The organism is Nitrosomonas halophila, assembly GCF_900107165.1.
Classification (GTDB): Bacteria; Pseudomonadota; Gammaproteobacteria; order Burkholderiales; family Nitrosomonadaceae; genus Nitrosomonas; species Nitrosomonas halophila.
Genome location: NZ_FNOY01000008.1, coordinates 25,525 through 43,918 on the forward strand (window position 1 = coordinate 25,525; position 18,394 = coordinate 43,918).

14 protein-coding genes are annotated in these 18,394 nt (G+C 50.9%); 11 read left to right on the top strand and 3 right to left on the bottom strand.

The genetic code is table 11. The annotated features are described in order from the left end of the window. From BLV85_RS03205 to BLV85_RS03215, 3 genes are all read right to left on the bottom strand, one after another. Entirely contained in the window at nucleotides 1–1,704 is a 1,704-nt protein-coding gene (locus tag BLV85_RS03205; RefSeq protein ID WP_090412063.1) for a PIG-L family deacetylase, read from the bottom strand. A 129-nt stretch (nucleotides 1,705–1,833) separates the two neighbouring features. Next, on the bottom strand, nucleotides 1,834–3,624 hold the full coding sequence (locus BLV85_RS03210) for a GNAT family N-acetyltransferase (RefSeq protein WP_176973906.1): 1,791 nt from the start codon (nucleotides 3,622–3,624) through the stop codon (nucleotides 1,834–1,836). A 55-nt stretch (nucleotides 3,625–3,679) separates the two neighbouring features. Then, a complete protein-coding gene (locus BLV85_RS03215) occupies nucleotides 3,680–4,921 on the bottom strand; it encodes an ABC transporter ATP-binding protein (protein WP_090412067.1) in 1,242 nt (413 codons plus the stop codon). Nucleotides 4,922–5,351: 430 nt separating this feature from the next. Between BLV85_RS03215 and dnaA the strand changes: the two genes are divergently transcribed. The 11 genes from dnaA to BLV85_RS03270 all read left to right on the top strand — a co-directional run bounded on the left by dnaA (nucleotide 5,352) and on the right by BLV85_RS03270 (nucleotide 18,365). Continuing rightward, nucleotides 5,352–6,734, top strand: coding sequence for a chromosomal replication initiator protein DnaA (gene dnaA, locus BLV85_RS03220; protein WP_090412070.1), 1,383 nt, complete (start codon nucleotides 5,352–5,354; stop codon nucleotides 6,732–6,734). 847 nt (nucleotides 6,735–7,581) lie between these two features. Further along, a complete protein-coding gene (gene dnaN / locus BLV85_RS03225) occupies nucleotides 7,582–8,703 on the top strand; it encodes a DNA polymerase III subunit beta (protein WP_090412072.1) in 1,122 nt (373 codons plus the stop codon). Nucleotides 8,704–8,764: 61 nt separating this feature from the next. Further along, nucleotides 8,765–11,191 (top strand): DNA topoisomerase (ATP-hydrolyzing) subunit B, encoded by a 2,427-nt coding sequence (gyrB, locus tag BLV85_RS03230; RefSeq protein ID WP_090412074.1) that lies wholly within the window; start codon nucleotides 8,765–8,767, stop codon nucleotides 11,189–11,191. Between the two features lie 222 nt (nucleotides 11,192–11,413). Further along, nucleotides 11,414–11,800: a YbaN family protein gene (locus tag BLV85_RS03235; RefSeq protein ID WP_342707017.1), complete on the top strand. Its 387-nt coding sequence runs from the start codon at nucleotides 11,414–11,416 to the stop codon at nucleotides 11,798–11,800. Between the two features lie 44 nt (nucleotides 11,801–11,844). Further along, a complete protein-coding gene (locus BLV85_RS03240; protein WP_090412076.1) occupies nucleotides 11,845–14,652 on the top strand; it encodes a monovalent cation/H+ antiporter subunit A in 2,808 nt (935 codons plus the stop codon). Further along, nucleotides 14,652–14,981, top strand: a complete 330-nt coding sequence (locus BLV85_RS03245; protein WP_090412078.1) for a Na+/H+ antiporter subunit C — start codon at nucleotides 14,652–14,654, stop codon at nucleotides 14,979–14,981. The genes BLV85_RS03240 and BLV85_RS03245 overlap by 1 nt, the downstream gene beginning before the upstream one ends. Further along, nucleotides 14,978–16,501 carry a monovalent cation/H+ antiporter subunit D gene (locus BLV85_RS03250; RefSeq protein ID WP_090412080.1) on the top strand — a complete coding sequence of 508 codons (1,524 nt, stop codon included), beginning with the start codon at nucleotides 14,978–14,980 and terminating at the stop codon, nucleotides 16,499–16,501. The genes BLV85_RS03245 and BLV85_RS03250 overlap by 4 nt, the downstream gene beginning before the upstream one ends. Then, nucleotides 16,501–16,992 carry a Na+/H+ antiporter subunit E gene (locus BLV85_RS03255; protein ID WP_090412082.1) on the top strand — a complete coding sequence of 164 codons (492 nt, stop codon included), beginning with the start codon at nucleotides 16,501–16,503 and terminating at the stop codon, nucleotides 16,990–16,992. The genes BLV85_RS03250 and BLV85_RS03255 overlap by 1 nt, the downstream gene beginning before the upstream one ends. Beyond that, nucleotides 16,986–17,255 carry a K+/H+ antiporter subunit F gene (locus BLV85_RS03260; RefSeq protein ID WP_090412084.1) on the top strand — a complete coding sequence of 90 codons (270 nt, stop codon included), beginning with the start codon at nucleotides 16,986–16,988 and terminating at the stop codon, nucleotides 17,253–17,255. The genes BLV85_RS03255 and BLV85_RS03260 overlap by 7 nt, the downstream gene beginning before the upstream one ends. A 3-nt stretch (nucleotides 17,256–17,258) precedes the next feature. After that, the gene (locus tag BLV85_RS03265; protein ID WP_090412086.1) at nucleotides 17,259–17,618 is read left to right on the top strand and encodes a Na+/H+ antiporter subunit G; all 360 of its coding nucleotides are present in this window, start codon (nucleotides 17,259–17,261) and stop codon (nucleotides 17,616–17,618) included. Nucleotides 17,619–17,630: 12 nt separating this feature from the next. Continuing rightward, nucleotides 17,631–18,365, top strand: coding sequence for a pseudouridine synthase (locus BLV85_RS03270; protein ID WP_090412088.1), 735 nt, complete (start codon nucleotides 17,631–17,633; stop codon nucleotides 18,363–18,365). Nucleotides 18,366–18,394 lie beyond the last annotated feature (29 nt).

Genomic DNA, 18,394 nt, shown 5'->3' on the forward strand with positions numbered 1-18,394 from the left:
TTATCGAATACGATCAATGAGTTGTGAAAAGCGTCGCAATGGTTGGGTAATCCGCCAGCTACGTGAGCTCAACAGTGAATCCAGGGTTGTTTGCAACATCCGGGTCTCTTGCTGGACATGCTGCAGTTGGCCAAGCATGTCAGCTAATTGTGCTTGATATTCATTCAATGAATTTTGGCATTCAGCCAATTGCTTTTCCCGGTAAGTGACCAGCTGGGAAGCCTCGTCCAAATGAGTGGCCGCCCAGAAAAAAGCCTGTTCAAAAGGCGTTGTGCCGAGTTTTTCCAGCCATTTCATGACCACCGTCCGGCGCCATTGCCGATAATGCTTGGTATGCTCCGAAAAACCCTTTCCATACCGGTAAACCGCACTGACGCCAGGCACATGGCTCAGCGTTGTCAGCTGGGCAATTTGCAACCAAAAATCCCAGTCTTCCAGAATGGGCAGATTCTCGTCGATCCGGCAACCCTGGTCCAGCAGTCGCCGGGAAAACAAGACCGCATGAATCGGCAGGAAATTGGTAACGAGCAAACGCTCGAATTCCCACGGGTGATCATAAGTCAGCAAATGCTTGCCTTCCGCATCAACCACCTCAACTCCCGCATACGCGGCCAGATTCTGCGGGGATTGGGCACGCGCCTGGACCAGGCGTGCGATATGCTGCGGATAGAAAAAATCATCATCATCCAGAAAAATCAGCTCATCACCCCGGGCTGCATGCAGTCCGGCATTGGCAGCCGCTGCCCGTGACAAAGGTTGTTCAGATTGCACCAACCGCACTGAACGATTATGCAGATAGTCGAGCAAACGGCGATGCCGGCCCCCCGTGGCATCGATTACCACCATTTCTATGCGGGGATAGGTTTGCGCGATGACACTCGCGATGGCGTCATTCAGTGAGGGTCGGTCGACACTGCGAATGATCACGCTGACAAGAGGTAATTCGGCCGCATCAATCGCCAGCTGCTGGCTGCGCCTCAGCCTCAGCGCAGGTTGCAGCAATGATACAAAGGATCGCCTCAGCTCGCCAGGCGCAACTATCTGGTAAGCTTCGGCCGCAGCGACATCTGCCCCCAGTGAATAAGCACGGTATTGGTTGAGAGCGAGCAGGCGTTGGCGATAGGGCTCAAGTGCTTCCTGTGTAGCAAAACAGGACATGGCTCGTGCCTTGCGCTCGAAAACCGAAGAAATATCAATCAATGCATTGGCGATCAAGGGTGCCGAAACTTCGTAAAATCCAAGCGTTACAGGTTGATCGAGCTGCCTGAGCGCTTCTACGGCAGCCAATGCCAGCACTTGGTGGTCGGGATGCCGTTCCGTAATGGCCGGTGCAAGTACCAAGTCTGGTTGATGCTCCGCCAAACTCTCCAGCAGTGTCTGGATCAGTCCATCGTCAAAGCCCAGCGAGCGATCTTCATAATCGAGAAACGTAAGCCCGCTATAGCCAATCACAGTGGCGGCAGCCTGGCTCTCCGCACGCCGCCTGGTAATCAATTCGTCTGAATCGCTGTCACCGCCTTGTGCGCCATTGGTGAAAACTAGAACATGCACTATTGCGCCCTGTTCAACCAGCAAGCGCAGCAAACCGCCGCATCCATAGACTTCATCATCTGGATGCGGTGCCAACACCAGCACTTTCCGAAAAGCGCTGATATCGAACGAAGCGTTGGGATAGAGAGGAAACTCGGGACTACTGTCAAGCACGATAAGGAAAGGGCTCAGTGAAATTACAAAATGGCATTCTAATGCGGATCGTCAAGCGAGATGCAACAAACTGTTCACAATCCTTCATTTCAAGTTGATCGTGCCAACATCGGCAGAAAAGCATGGATTTCACCTGAAATCCATGTCCCCCCCTGTCAACCACCAGTGATTGTGTAGCATTTCTGCTGCAGGCGCATGACTCCATGCTGGCGTAGGAATAGGAATTTCCTCTCCAGTCTGGACACCGCCGGTTGCCGTAAAACGGGCAGCAAAATTTTTGGGAATACGCAAAAACAGCCTGTTCTTGCCATGGATACCGGCAATTCTTCGGGCATGGGAGACCATCAGTGGCATTGCATGCAGCGGGGCAATTAAATCCATGATTTCAGTTTCATGTGGATCATGCCGCAGTACCATCAATCCGCGCAAGCCTGTACCGAAGCGACTAACCACCAGCACCAGCTGGTAAGCATGTTCAGGGTGGTCTAAATAACGCGCGCGTAAATAGGACTGATCGCGCACGCCAACAATTGCGTCTTGCAACTCCATGGCCATTTGATGCCAAAGCGCATCGATCGCGGATGTTTGCCAGATCTCATGCCAGTCATCGATGGGCTGGAGCCGCGTCAGACAGTGTGGCATTTTACCAGCGGGCTTCCATTCGATTTCGATTACGCTGCCCACCCCGGTATACAATCCCAGCCGTTCGGCTACCCGCATGGCTCGCTCATTGGGAAATCCGTAGGCCGTCAAAAACACCTTGCCATAGCCAATATAGCGCTCCTGAAAGGTTGCCGCCATCAGGAAAAAAGGCCCCTTTCTGGTCAAGACCCCCCGCTCGGCAGGATCAACCATGACATCACCTATCTGAACCGCAGTCCTCGCTTCTCCGAACAGCAGAATTGCACGCGACATACCGCCATAGTGAGCGACCAAGCGGCCATCCCGCCATATGCCCAGGGCCTGGCTGTTGGCGCGGCCATATTTCCAGCGCCATAGCTGTGGCGACATGCTGTGACCGAAGACTTGCTCGAACAAGCTCAGCATCTCCGCTGCGCGTTGCTCCCCAAGCAAGTCTACCCGCCATTTGGGCATGGTTTTTTTTCGGAAATGCAACAAGGCGTAGCCAAAGATACCCTCGGCATATTTTTTACGGTAATGCCGGTTGGATTCATCCAGTTGCGCCAGGACACCAGCCTCTAACCCCAGGTCTCGTTGCAACCGCTGCCGATGCGCATGAGTCATACGCAGCAAATGTTCCAATGTGGGCGCGGCCATGCTCGACAGATCGATATGTTCGACCAGTTCAAACCCCAGCCGGTCGGCCAGGGTCAATATATCGGCCAGCAAATGCAGGCCTTCCTGATGCGCTTCAGTCCGGCGCAGAGCGAACTCATCGACAATCAGAATACTGCCGCCATAAGGCAACAAACCGAGCGCCTGGTTGAAAATCACCAAAGGATTGATATATTGAGCCGATTCCTGAAATAGCAGCCAGTCAAAACTTTCTGCAGCGGCTTCAAAATCTTCCAGCCGTTGACAGCTGACCGCCACCTGCTGCCCGAAACGCGCCTGCAAGCAGGCTATCTGTGCACTGTCCGGCGTAATGCCATGTACTTGGTGACCCTGCTGAGTGAGTAAAGAAAATGTCGCGCCCAGGCCAACGCCAATTTCCAGAATACGGCTGGGTGAAGCCGGCAGGCGCAACAGGATGAGATCGGTCGAATGCTGCTGGGCTTGCCGGATGGACATATCGTCACGTTGAAACAATCCATAATGCAGGGCATCGACCTGTCCTTCCTCCAGGATCAGTGCATAGGCATAGACATTGAGCGGAAAAGCCAGATTTTTACAGGCGGCGTGCATGTTTTGCTCCCATGCAGGCAGGCTGTCGACATCACTATCGATAGCTTGAGTCATAGCATGAACCGCAGTTTCACTCTGATATGGGATTTGTCTGAAACTGCGCACATTCTTATTCATCGTCTACTTTCCATTGATGCGGCATGACAAAATAACCTTGCAACCGGCTCGATTGCTGCACACGCACCGTCGCCACCCCAAGCGCCGAATCATACAAATGGATGCCACGTTCACAGAGCAAGAATACGCTGATCGTGTATTCACCCTTGAGCATGGGAAAATGGGCCATCACCAGGGTCGCAACGCCTTTTCCATTTTGCTCGCGCGCCGGCACAACATGATCCTCCCAGGTTCCGGCGCTGGAAAGCACCCGGTCATCTGTCGCATGCACGGTTACCCCAATATTTGGGCAAGGCAGACCGGGATCTGAAACAAACGCGACCTTGACCGAAACCGTGGACCGGCCACTCGAGGCCAGCACTTGATCACATCCCTTTCCGTCGACTTCAACCACTATATTTTCCAAGCGCACCTGACTCGATGCTGTTCCAGCGGCAGAGGAAGGCACGGACTTGTGGTTTTCAACCGACTCAGTTTTTTTCCCGGAATCAGTGATCGCCTGTTTATCCAAAAACATTTGATAAGCGGCGGTGACCGATTGTGTCTCTCCTTCGGCCATGAGTTGTCCGCGCTCAATCCAGAGCGCGCGGTTACATAACGACTCGATCTGAAACAGTGAATGGGAACAGAACAGGATGGTTTTACCCATATCGCGCAGCTGCATGATGCGCTCGAAGGATTTTCGTGCAAAAGCACCGTCTCCAACCGACAGAGCTTCATCTATCACCAGAATATCAGGGTCGACGTTGATCGCCACCGAAAATGCCAAGCGGACATACATCCCGCTCGAATAGGTTTTAACCGGTTGATCGATAAAATCTCCGATCCCGGAAAATTCAATCATGGACTCAAGCCGGGCGCTGATCTCTTCCTGGCTCAACCCCATGATAGCGGCGTTCAACCAGATATTTTCACGGCCGGTAAATTCCGGGTTGAACCCGGCTCCCAGCTCCAGCAAAGCAGCCAGACGGCCATTGATCGCAACCTCTCCACAAGAAGGGGTCAATGTGCCGCAAATCAATTGCAGCAAAGTCGATTTGCCCGAACCGTTACGGCCCATGATACCGATTACTTCGCCCGGCGCGATAGTCAGATCAATATTCCGCAATGCCCACAATTCCCGGTAATAGTGGCGTCTGCCACGCCACAGGAATTGTTTCAAACGATCTCTGGGATGTGCATAAAGATGGTAGCACTTGCCGAGTTGCGAAGCATGGATGGCTAGTGCAGTCATTCGAAAATGTGATATCCGTTTACAGTCGAAAATAGCTAGTCAGGCGTATCCGGCAATTTTCCAAGCCTTGACAAAAGTTACAGCGCTTGCAAACCCGGCTTAAACTAAATCAGCTTTCGCGAGAAAACTTTATTATACTACTGCTTCCAGCCAAAGCATGTATGAGAGTTCAGCACCCAATGCCCGGGATCCCTTTATGTCTCTATCCGATGCTCGTTTCATATCCCGCAGGGCTGCTGGTGTTGATGAAAGCGCGACACTCTGCCGCCATAACGGGTCTGGTCAGCGGCTAAACCCATGCCATGACAGCGGTACCGCAATCAGCCAGCATATATATCCGTCAGCACGCGGATACGCTTTGCTGATTTCATTTGTATTTCCTCTCTTTCAGAATTTATCGACATCACGTTCGGAGTAACGTCAATCTGTTATGCAGAAAATAAAGACTTTCTGGCATGCCTGCCTTGAACATTTCAAACAGGAATTAAACGGACAGCAATTTAATACCTGGATCAAGCCGTTGAAATTGGAATCTTCACCCGATGAAGACAATACGCTGCTATTAACCGCGCCCAACCGCTTCGTGTTGCAATGGATCAAGGACAACTTCATCATGCATATCGAAGAAATGGCACAGAATCATTTTCCTGAGCCGGTCCATATCAAACTCGCCATATATGATGCCCAGGAAAGCGGCGCCGTCGCCAATACGGCTGTCCCGACAAAGAAAAACGAGGCCGCCAAAGAAGCTGTCACCAGCAGGTTGCGTGCCGTGACATCCAAGAAGTCCAATCCGAGCCAACTCAACCCTAACTTCACTTTTGATGCCTTCGTTACGGGTAAAGCCAACCAGCTGGCGCGCGCGGGCGCGATTCAGGTGGCCGAGCGGCCTGGCATCGCCTATAACCCGTTATTCATTTATGGCGGCGTCGGATTGGGCAAAACGCATCTGATGCATGCCATCGGCAACTATGTACTGGCACATGATCCCGAAGCGAAAATACGTTATGTCCATGCAGAAAAATACGTATCGGATGTAGTCAGTGCCTATCAGCATAAATCATTCGACAAATTCAAGCTTTATTATCACTCACTCGATTTGCTGCTGGTCGATGATGTGCAGTTTTTCAGTGGAAAAAACCGGACCCAGGAAGAATTTTTCTATGCCTTCAATGCCCTGATCGAAGCGCATAAACAGGTCATCCTTACTTCCGATTGCTATCCAAAGGAAATATCCGGCCTAGAGGAGCGTCTGGTATCAAGATTTGGTTGGGGATTGACTGTCGCAATCGAGCCGCCCGAGCTTGAAATGCGTGTTGCCATTCTGTTGAAAAAAGCCGCCATCGACAATATCGACCTGGATGAAAACACCGCTTTTTTCATAGCCAAGCATATACGCTCCAATGTCAGGGAACTGGAAGGCGCGCTCAAACGGGTTTTGGCCTATTCACGCTTTACCGGGCAACCGCTGTCCCTGGAACTGGCCAAGGAAGCATTAAAGGATCTGCTCGCTGTCCAGAACCGGCAGATTTCAATTGAAAACATCCAGAAAACCGTGGCCGATTACTACAAAATCAAGGTCGCGGACATGTATTCCAAGAAGCGCGCCAGGGTCGTTGCCAGACCACGGCAGATCGCCATGACCGTTGCCAAAGAACTGACTCAGTTGAGCTTGCCCGATATCGGTGAAGCCTTTGGCGGAAGAGACCACACAACCGTGTTACACGCCTACCGGAAGATCATGGAACTGCGCACTTCAGATCCATCGATCAACCGCGATTACAACACCCTGATTCATATCCTGCGAGGATAACCTGGATAATTTGTGGATAACTCAGAGAAAACTTGAATTGTTAATCTCATCCACATTTTATCCACATCCCATACGTTGTTTATACAATCCCAAAATTTCAATTAACTATCTGATGTAATATAATTTTTTAACTTATCCCGGATTTGGCTTCTGCTTATTACTATTATCATTTTTTATTTAAGAACTGATTAATAATATTAGACGATTGATCGTATAGCAGCATAAGTACGAGCATGTATTGTTTATTTTCAAAATTCGTTTGATTGGAATACAGTTCATGGCGAGGTCCAACGGGCTGCGTTCATCCAGATGCTATTTGAAGACAATATATCGTTGCAATGGATATGGCGTTGGAGAAATGGGCATAAAACGAAAATTCCCAAACAGCGCGTTCGGTTTACGTAACAAATGGATATTCCACCTTAACTACAAAGCACATGGATTTATTGAACCCAATCTGGAATTCCAATTTTCGAATGATTGTCAAATTTCATAGGTACATTTGGATATGGAATCACTCCTCGATTGGATTTCCAGTGCCGCAGTGATGGCATAACAATCACTTCGTAGCTGAATTTTCGTGGACGATGGATAAATCCATTTTGATCCTGCCTCATTTTTATGTCGGTTTGATGCATACTATTGTGGATAAATAAGTTGATTAAACTTAAAAAGTTTGTGGATAACTCGGATAAAAACCGGTAACAAAAATTTGTTCACATCTTATCCACAACACATTCCCGACTTATACAGTTTAAAAATTTTTTCTAACTTGATGATATAAAAAATAATTTTAAGTTATCCCGGATTAAATCGTTTATTATTACTATTATTTTCTTTTTATTAGATGAAATTAACTATAACTGATAAAGACTTGCTGCTTAAACCCCTGCAAGTGGTAAGCGGTATTGTGGAGCGCAGGCATACGCTGCCCATTCTCTCTAATGTGTTGATTGAAATCGGCAACGGGAAACTGACCTATGTCACGACCGATTTGGAAATCGAAGCCGAAGCCGTTCGCTACAGTCCCGACTTTGAAAACCAGGAAGTCCTGAGAACGACTGTTTCTGTCAGAAAATTTCTGGATATTCTGCGCGCATTACCTAGTGATACCTATGTTGAACTGACAAAGTCGGAAAACCGTCTGCAAATTGTTTCCGGTAAAAGCCGTTTCAATTTACAGCTGCTTCCCGCCGAGGATTTTCCGCGCATGCTCAAGGAAGACGAGCCCGACGGAATCAGCTACACCCTGACACAACAGGTTTTCAAAAAACATCTGCAACGCGTGCAGCATGCGATGGCGCAGCAGGATCTCCGTTATTATTTGAACGGGCTGCTATTGCTAATTGAACAAGACCGATTAACGATGGTTGCTACCGATACCCATCGTTTAGCGCTGACATTCATCCCTCTGGAGAACCCGTTTGATAACTCCGAGACTATTGTCCCGCGCAAAACGGTCCTGGAATTGGCCAAACAGCTGGAAGACAGTGAAAAACCGGTAACAATCGAAGTATTTCCCAAAAAAATCTGCTTCCGCTTCTCGGATGCCATGCTGATATCCAAGGTCATCGCTGGAAAATTCATTGATTTCAGCCGTGCCCTGCCGGAAGACAGAACCTATCAGTTCAGTGTCAACCGGTTAAAATTGCTGCATGCATTGCAACGGATTGCAATTATCTCCAATACCAATGATTTATTTCGAAGCGTTCGCCTGAATATCGCAAATAACAAAATATCGATCTCAGCCCAAAACAACGAACAGGAAGAAGCACAGGAAGAAGTCGAAATCAACTATGATCAGACAGCCATCGATGCCAGTTTCAATATCACCTATTTGATTGAAGTGTTAAACAATCTGGATAGCGACAATATCAGCTGCTCATTTGAAAGTCTGCGAAGTGGTATATTGATCACCCTACCCGATGATGAACGGTTCAAGCATATTTTGATGCCGATGCGCGAGTAATCAAATATATGCTGGTTAAAAACCGTTTCTCCACCATATTTTAATAAAGTGACGCCAAGTAATGAATGATAACTCCAGTTCTGCCAAAAGAAATGATGGCAACACACGCGACTACGATTCAGACAGCATCAAAATCCTGAAAGGACTGGATGCTGTTCGTAAACGGCCTGGTATGTATATCGGTGATACCAGCGATGGTACCGGACTGCATCACATGGTGTTTGAAGTTGTCGATAACGCTATCGACGAAGCACTGGCAGGTTATTGCAATGATATTTCTGTCATTATTCATCCTGATAACTCTGTCAGCATTCATGACAATGGCCGCGGAATTCCGACTGGTATCAAGCAAGACGATGAATTCAAACGTTCCGCAGCCGAAATCGTTATGACAGAACTGCATGCCGGCGGCAAATTCGATGACAATTCCTACAAGGTATCCGGTGGACTGCATGGCGTGGGGGTTTCGGTGGTCAACGCCTTATCCGAATGGCTGCGCCTGACGATCCGCCGAGGTGGCAACGTCCATCAAATGGAATTCCGGGCAGGGGTGCCGGTGGCGCCGCTCAAGGTTTCTGGCCATTCCGAAAAACATGGGACAGAAGTGCATTTTCTCGCCAGCAAGGCTATTTTTGGTGATATTACCTATCATTACGATATCTTCGCCAAGCGTCTGCGAGAGTTGTCTTTTTTGAATCACGGCATCAAGATCAAATTGATCGATCAGCGAGCAGACAAAGAAGAGGCCTTTGCTTTCACGGGTGGTATTCGTAATTTCGTCGAATATATCAATCGAAGTAAAACGATTCTTAATCCATCCATTTTCTATGCCAAAGGCAGCAAGGACAATATCGTTGTCGAAATCGCCATGCAGTGGAATGACAGCTATGCCGAACAGGTTTTATGCTTTACCAACAACATTCCACAAAAAGATGGCGGTAGCCATTTGACAGGGTTGCGTGCGGCCATGACGCGTACCCTTAACAACTATATCGAAAAAAACGAATTGGCTAAAAAAGCCAAAGTGGATACCACCGGTGACGATATGCGCGAAGGGCTGGCATGTGTGCTCTCGGTCAAGCTGTTTGAACCCAAGTTTTCTTCGCAAACCAAGGAGAAATTGGTATCGTCAGAGGTCCGGCCAGTCGTCGAAGAAATCGTTTCTCAGAAATTCTCGGATTTCCTGCTCGAAAACCCCAACGATGCCAAAATGATTTGCAACAAGATCATCGAAGCGGCCAGAGCGCGTGAGGCGGCCCGCAAGGCACGCGAACTGACGCGCCGCAAAGGGGTCTTGGACAGCATGGGGTTGCCTGGAAAATTGGCGGACTGTCAGGAAAAAGATCCAAAGTTATGCGAACTTTACCTAGTGGAAGGGGATTCGGCTGGTGGTTCCGCCAAGCAGGGACGGGACCGCCGCTTTCAGGCGATCATGCCACTCAAGGGAAAAATCCTGAATGTCGAAAAATCACGTTTTGACAAGCTGATTTCTTCCCAGGAAATTATCGCTCTCATCACTGCTTTGGGTACAGGTATCGGTAAAGACGAATACAATCCCGACAAGCTGCGCTATCACCGCATCATCATCATGACCGATGCGGATGTGGACGGTTCACATATCCGCACCTTGCTTCTGACTTTCTTTTACCGGCAAATGCCCGAGCTGATCGAACGCGGCCACATATTTATCGCCCAGCCCCCGCTTTATAAAATCAAACATGGCAAGCAGGAGCGTTACCTCAAGGATGATTATGAGCTCAAGCGTTATATGCTTGGCCTGGCATTGGCTGATGCGGAACTTTTTCCAGGCATGGACAAGCCACCGTTGACTGGCGAAACCCTGGCGAAAATTGCGGATGAATATCTGCTTGCCGAAGCGGTGATCGAACGAATGAGCCGCCTGATCGACCATAAAGTCATGCATGCTTTGCTCAAACGACCAGATCTTGATTTGAGCACCGAAACCAGTGCGCAAGCGAGCGCTGCCAGCCTGTCCACTTTGCTGGTTGATGTTGAGGTGAGCGCAGATTACGATGAGGATTTCGAACGCTACCGTCTCAAAATCATGCGCATGCAGCATGGCAATGCCCATGTCAGTTATCTGGACGAGGATTTTTTGCTCAGCGGCGATTTTGCTCAGATCAAGCAAGCAGCGCAAGTTCTCCATGGTTTGATTGGTGAGGGCGCTGTGGTCAAGCGCGGTGACCATCAGACTGCCATCCATGAATTCAAGGAAGCTTTGGAGTGGTTGCTGGAAGAGGCAAAGAAAGGAATTTCCATCCAGCGCTACAAAGGGTTGGGTGAAATGAATCCGGATCAACTATGGGAAACGACCATGGATCCGAATAATCGCCGCTTGCTGCGCGCTCAGATTGAAGACAGCATTTTGACCGATGAAATCTTCACGACCCTGATGGGTGACGTGGTCGAACCCAGGCGCGCGTTCATCGAAAACAATGCCCTACGGGCCAGAAATATCGACATTTAGGCAGCCACTGGCTGGTTCAGGTTTTCTGAACCGGTCAAGCACACCAGCATGGGCGTTCGTGGGACGTGGAACGATCGAAGAAATGGTTCTGTCACATGGAACGACGACGAATGTCAGTGTTAATTGCTTGTTTACCTGATGGATATGCTTACCGAATCTACTAAACAAACAGATCGTACTCAAATCAATATTCATGTACTGCAGTTGCATCACTCGCCGCTCATGCGCTGGTTGTACTTGAGTATTGGCATGAGTGCATTGGTGGCGGGAATATTGGGGATATTTCTGCCAATATTGCCCACTACCCCGTTTATTTTGCTGGCCGCTGCTTGCTTTGCGCGCAGCTCGGAGCGTTTTCACGATTTCCTGCTCAACCACCGCATCGCCGGGCCCATCATACGCGAATGGTGCGAGCATCGCAGCATGCCGCGCCAAGCCAAGCGCTGGGCGTATTTATTGATGTCCCTGTCCTTTGGCAGTTCCATTCTGATTGTGCCTTCCTGGTGGCTCAAGGGTATGTTGCTATCGATTGCAATAGTATTGGCAATTTTGATCTGGCGTGTTCCCGTCAGGGATCAAGCCGCAAACCCTCAACAAAAAGTGCCATAATAACGGCCCCGTGAATGAAACAAGAACAATAAAATTGTAATCGTATGAGTTTATTGCTGGTCGTGTTTTTCCCTTTTTTTGCCGCGCCCTTTGCTGCTGCGATTTCTAAACTGGGCCGATTGCACGCAGCCTGGCTGGCTGGTGTCACCAGTGTGGGCGCGCTCAGCTTGTTGTTTCCGGAAGCGCTGGCCGTTTTTGCAGGGCAAAGCATTTTCTACCAGCTGGAATGGATACCGATGCTGGGCATGAATCTGTCCTTCCGGCTGGATGGACTGGGATTGTTGTTTGCTCTGTTGATTCTTGGAATCGGTTTACTGGTCGTGCTTTATGCGCGCTATTATCTGTCCGCACAGGACGATATGGGGCGGTTTTACGCTTATCTGCTGTTGTTTATGGGGTCGATGCTGGGCATCGTGCTGTCAGAAAACGTCATCCAGCTGCTGATATTCTGGGAATCGACCAGCTTGTCCTCGTTCTTGTTGATCAGTTATTGGCAACATCGGCAGGAATCCCGCAGTGGGGCGCGCATGGCATTGGCCATCACAGGCGCGGGCGGGCTGGCCTTGCTGGGGGGATTTCTGCTGCTGGGTGAGATTGTTGGCAGCTATGAATTGACGTCCATACTCGAATCGGGTGAGATCATTCGTTCCCACCCGCTTTATTTTCCGATGCTGATACTGGTTTTGTTGGGCGCCTTTACCAAATCGGCACAATTTCCCTTTCACTTCTGGTTGCCCAATGCGATGGCAGCGCCTACGCCAGTCTCTGCCTACCTGCATTCGGCGACGATGGTCAAGGCCGGCGTTTTCCTGCTGGCAAGGCTGTTTCCAGCCCTGTCCGGTACACCGGAATGGTTCTGGCTGGTCAGTGTCGCCGGCCTGATCACATTGCTTTCAGGCGCGTATATCGCCTTATGGAAACATGATCTGAAAGGATTGCTGGCCTATTCGACCATCAGTCATCTGGGGTTGATTACGCTGTTATTCGGTATCGGTACACCCTTGGCAGCCGTTGCGGGCGTATTTCATATCATCAATCACGCGACTTTCAAGGCTTCACTCTTCATGGCGGCGGGAATTATCGACCACGAAGCCGGTACGCGCGACATGCGGCGGCTCAGGGGATTATGGGAATTCATGCCTTATACCGCGACCTTGGCCATGGTGGCCGCTGCTGCCATGGCAGGGGTGCCGTTGCTAAACGGTTTTCTCTCCAAGGAGATGTTTTTTGCGGAAACATTGCACGATATCGATTTGCCATGGGGATGGCTGCTGCCGACGGGTGCGACACTGGCCGGTATATTCGCGGTGGCTTATTCCTGGCGTTTCATTCATAACGTATTTTTCAATGGACCGCCCACCAATTTGCCAAAAACGCCTCATGAGCCGCCGCGCTGGATGAAAGTCCCGGTGGAAATTCTGGTGGTGCTATGTCTGGTGGTGGGGATAGTACCGAATCTGACCGTTGCCCCCTTGCTGGCCGTTGCAGCCAGCGGTGTGTTGCAGGCGCCCTTGCCTGAGTATACGCTCTCTATTTGGCATGGATTGAATACGGCTTTCTGGATGAGTGTGATAGCGTTGATAGGCGGTGTGCTGGTTTATCATTTTTTCAGCTTCTTTTTTGCGCTGCGGCAAAGCTCGGGTGAGTGGCCGGCCATGAAAACCCTCTACAATATTGTTCTGAATAAACTATTTAATTTGACAGAAGGTGTTACCCGTTTTTTGCATACCGATTCTTTGCAAAGGATGGTATGGGTGCTGGTTGTATTTGCCTTGATGCTGGGCATAGGCGGATTGATCGGCGAGCCGTTCGCGTTCACTGGTGAACGCGCCTTGCTGCCAGTGGATGGCGTGAGTCTGCTGGTTGCGATCGTTATTGTGCTCGCCGCGGTCGGTACTGCAGTATTGCATCAGCAGCGGCTGGTCGCACTGATCATGATCGGTGTGGTCGGGTTGGGTGTGGCATTGATTTTTGCTAAATTTTCGGCCCCAGATTTGGCACTGACCCAGTTATCCGTGGAATTTGTCACGATCGTGCTGATGCTGCTGGCACTTTATTTTTTGCCGCAGTTTACGCCAGGCGAATCCAGAAACTGGCTGCGTGCGCGGGATGGTATGCTGGCCCTGGGCGCTGGCAGCGGCATGGCATTGTTGACCTGGGCGGTTTTGACCCGGCCCTATGCGACGATTGCGGAATATTTTCTGGCAGAGAGCGTACCCGGGGGGGGCGGGCATAACGTTGTCAATGTAATTCTGGTCGATTTTCGTGGATATGATACCTTGGGTGAGATTACCGTGATGGCGCTGGCAGGACTGGGCATTTACGCCATGCTCGAGGGATTGAAGCTGAAAGGCTCGGTAGCCGATTTCAAGGCCGATCAATGGGATGAGGACAAGCATCCGGTGATCATGGGATCCTTGACACGTCTGCTGCTTCCACTTGCCCTGCTGGTTTCCATATTCATTTTTTTACGTGGACATAATCTGCCTGGAGGAGGATTCATCGCAGGGCTCATTACGGCCGTGGCGCTGATCATGCAGTACTTGGCACAAGGCACTACTTGGACCCAGGCGCGCATCCCCTTCGATATGCAAACCATGATTGCCGCGGGACTGCTGATTGCGGCAAGCACCGGTCTGGCCAGCTGGCTTTTCGCTTATCCATTCCTGACTTCCACTTTCAGCCACTTGCATTGGCCCCTGGTAGGGGAATTTGAATTGGCTTCGGCCATGGCTTTTGACCTGGGGGTGTTTCTGGTTGTCGTGGGTGTGACCGTGTTGATCATTGTCAACCTGGGTTTGATCCATACTGATAGTCATTCTTCAATTCCAACCCGCAATAAAATACGCTGATGGAAGCGATTATCTCTCTCATAATTGGGGTGCTGACCGCCTGCGGTGTGTATCTTTCTCTACGCGGGCGCACCTTCCCGGTCGTTTTGGGCCTGACACTACTTTCCTACGCAGCCAATTTGTTCCTGTTGGCCATGGGCAGGCTTACGATCGGTGCACCGCCAATCATCACCGAAACAGCTGATGGCTATGCCGATCCAATTCCACAAGCACTGGTTCTCACGGCGATCGTGATCAGCTTCGCCATGACGGCATTCGTGATCGTGCTGGCGCTCAAGACCTTCAAGGAAATGGGTAATGATCATGTCGATGGAATCCACAAACCATGACGACACATCTGGTCATTACTGCGGTTTTACTGCCATTGCTAACCGGCGTGGGGTTGCTATTGCTGCGCCAACAGCCTCCTTTTCTGCAACGGGCTGTGAGCATCGGTTCGGTATTTATTCAGGTTATTCTGGTATGCCAATTGCTCGCACTGGTCAATCAGGGCGATATTCTCACTTATTCTCTCGGTAATTGGGCCGCGCCGTTTGGAATTGTGCTGGTGGCCGATCGGCTGGCCATCTGGATGTTATTGATCACAGCGCTGATTGCGCTGTTTTCCCTGCTTTATGCCTTGCTCGATGTCGATAAGGCCGGCCGGCATTTCCATGTGCTGTTTCAATTGCAGTTGTTCGGCCTGAATGGCGCTTTTCTGACAGGAGATTTGTTTAACCTGTTCGTATTTTTCGAAATTCTGTTGATCGCTTCCTACAGTTTGTTGCTGCATGGCGGTGGACGATTGCGCACCAAGGCGGGTTTGCATTTCGTGGTGATCAATCTGGTCGGCTCAACCTTGTTCCTGTTCGCCGTCGGCATACTCTACGGCATCCTGGGAACACTCAACATGGCTGATTTGGCCCTCAAGGTGGCTGCCTTGCCGGCTGAACATGTGCCGTTGATCAAGGTGGCAGGTTTGTTGCTGTTTGGTGTATTCGCACTCAAGGCGGCACTGGTTCCGCTTTATTTATGGCTGCCGAATGCCTATGCACAGACTTCGGCGCCGGTTGCGGCCTTGTTCGCGATCATGACCAAGGTCGGTGCTTACAGCATACTGCGCGTGTATTCGCTCATTTTTGGGGCCGAGGCAGGGTTGGCCGCTAACCTGATCGAACCATGGTTGCTGCCGCTGGCATTGCTGACACTGGTGATCGGGATGCTCGGAGTTGTTGCCAGCACAGGTTTACGTCAACAGACAGCTTATCTGGTGATCGCTTCGGTCGGCACCCTGTTGACTGCCATCGGCTTGAATACGCAGGCCGGTATTGTGGCAGGCTTGTATTACTTGCCGCATTCCACGTTTGCCGCGGCCGCTTGCTTTTTGCTGGCGAATACCATCGCAGTCCGGCGGGGCGAGTTTATCGACCGTTTTGAATCCGGACCGTCCCTCCCTCATGCGCGCTTGATAGGCGGATTGTTTTTCATGACAGCCGTTCTGCTGGCGGGATTACCGCCACTGTCCGGCTTTATCGGCAAATTCATGATACTGAAGGCCGCCTTGGCGCATCCGCAGCTGGTCTGGATCATGGGGATCGTATTGACGACCAGTTTGCTTGCATTGATAGCGTTGGCCCGCAGCGGCAGCCTGCTGTTCTATAAAGTGCAGACGGTACGGGGCCAGGCGGAGTCTGCCGTACCTGTCCCGATCACGCGGGAAGTGTTGCCGATCGCTGGTTTATTGGCACTCTGTGTGGTGTTGGTGGTTTGGGCTGGACCGGTTACCGGATTTCTCCAGCTGACCGCCGAGCAATTGCTGGAGCCGTCTTTCTACATACAGGCGGTCATGACTCTGGAGAAAACACCCTGATGCGACGCTTATTGCCCCATCCCTTGCTGACACCGGTTTTGACCCTGATCTGGTTATTGCTGGTCAATAGCCTGGAAGCCGGTCAAATCGTACTCGGCCTGTTTCTTGGCTGGGTATTGCCGGTGCTGACGCTGCAGTTCTGGCCGGAACAGGTGCGGATATACAAACCAATGCTGCTGATGCGTTTCCTGGGTATTTTCCTGCTGGATATCGTGCTGGCGAACTTCACCGTTGCGCGTTTGATTTTGGGCAGGCCGGAGCGGCTGCAACCGGTGTTTGTCAATGTTCCGTTGGATGTCAAATCCGATCTGGCAATCAGTTTTCTGGCCAATGTCATTTCCTTGACGCCCGGCACGGTCTCGTCCCGCGTTTCTCCCGATCATCGCTACCTGCTCGTGCATGCGCTGAATGAGACCGATACCGAAGCGCTGGTGGCAACGATCAAATCACGTTATGAAGCCCCGTTGAAGGAGATATTTGAACCATGTTGAATATAGCCGTGGTGATTGCACTCACCCTGGTGAGCGCGGCAGTGGCGCTCAGTTTCTGGCGACTGCTGCGTGGCCCGAGTCTGCCCGATCGTATTCTGGCGCTGGATACGCTGTATGTGAATACCATCGCCTTGCTGATCCTGCTCGGGATACATTTGACCAGTCCATTATATTTTGAAGCGGCGCTGCTGATCGCCGTCATGGGTTTTGTCGGCACGGTGGCGGCCTGCAAATATTTGCTGCGCGGCGACATCATAGAATAAGCCATGCTGGAATTTCTTATTTCACTGCTGATTGTGACGGGTGCTGTGTTCGCCTTTATCGGTTCCCTGGGTCTGGCCCGTCTCAAGGATTTCTACACCCGCTTGCATGGTCCGACCAAAGCAACCACCTTAGGGGTGGGCTGCTTGTTGATCGCATCGGCCTTGCATTTCAGCATCATCGAACAAAGCGCCAGTTTGCACGAAGTGTTGGTGACTTTGTTTTTGTTCATGACGGCTCCTGTAAGTGCTCATATGCTGGCCAAGGCGGCGCTTCATCTCGGGCTGAAATCGCTGGCGAAACTGCCCGATGCAACAATGGCCAACCGTTCCATGTCGCCCAGACACAAGCAAACCAGGCAATAGCCAGATCCAGACGTGGAAAAAGTTCGCTTGTCCAAGCTGATGGCTAGCAAAGGATTGTGTTCGCGCCGTGAAGCGGATCGTTATATCGAACAAGGCTGGGTTTGCGTGGATGGCCAGCCGGTGAGCGAGCTCGGCATCAAGATCTACCCTTCGCAAACGATTACCCTTAATCATGCTGCAATGACCAGGCAAAACCAGCTGGTCACCATTTTACTCAACAAACCCATAGGCTATGTATCGGGACAGCCGGAACCGGGTTACCGGCCGGCTGCCGGTCTCATCAGTGCCGCATCGCGTTATCATCTCGACCGCTCTCCACTCCGCTTCAGTCTGCAGCATCTCAAGCACCTGGCGCCGGCCGGGCGGCTGGATATCGATTCGCAAGGCTTGCTGGTATTGACTCAGGATGGCCGAATCGCCCGCCAATTGATCGGCGAGCATTCCCAGATCGAAAAGGAATATCTGGTAAGAGTGGCCGGTAACCTTACCGTGGAAGGCTTGGCCTTGCTCAATCATGGTTTACAGCTCGACGGCCGGCCGCTCAAGCCAGCAAAGGTCAGCCGCTTGAACCGCGATCAATTACAGTTTGTGTTGCGGGAGGGTAAGAAACGCCAGATCCGGCGCATGTGCGAGCTGGTGGGTTTGCAGGTGACCGGACTCAAGCGGGTTCGTATCGGCCGCATCAGATTGGCCGATTTGCCCCAAGGCAAATGGCGTTATTTGGGCCAGGAGGAATCGTTCACGTGATTTATCAGTATTGCCTTGGCTGGCGCGTC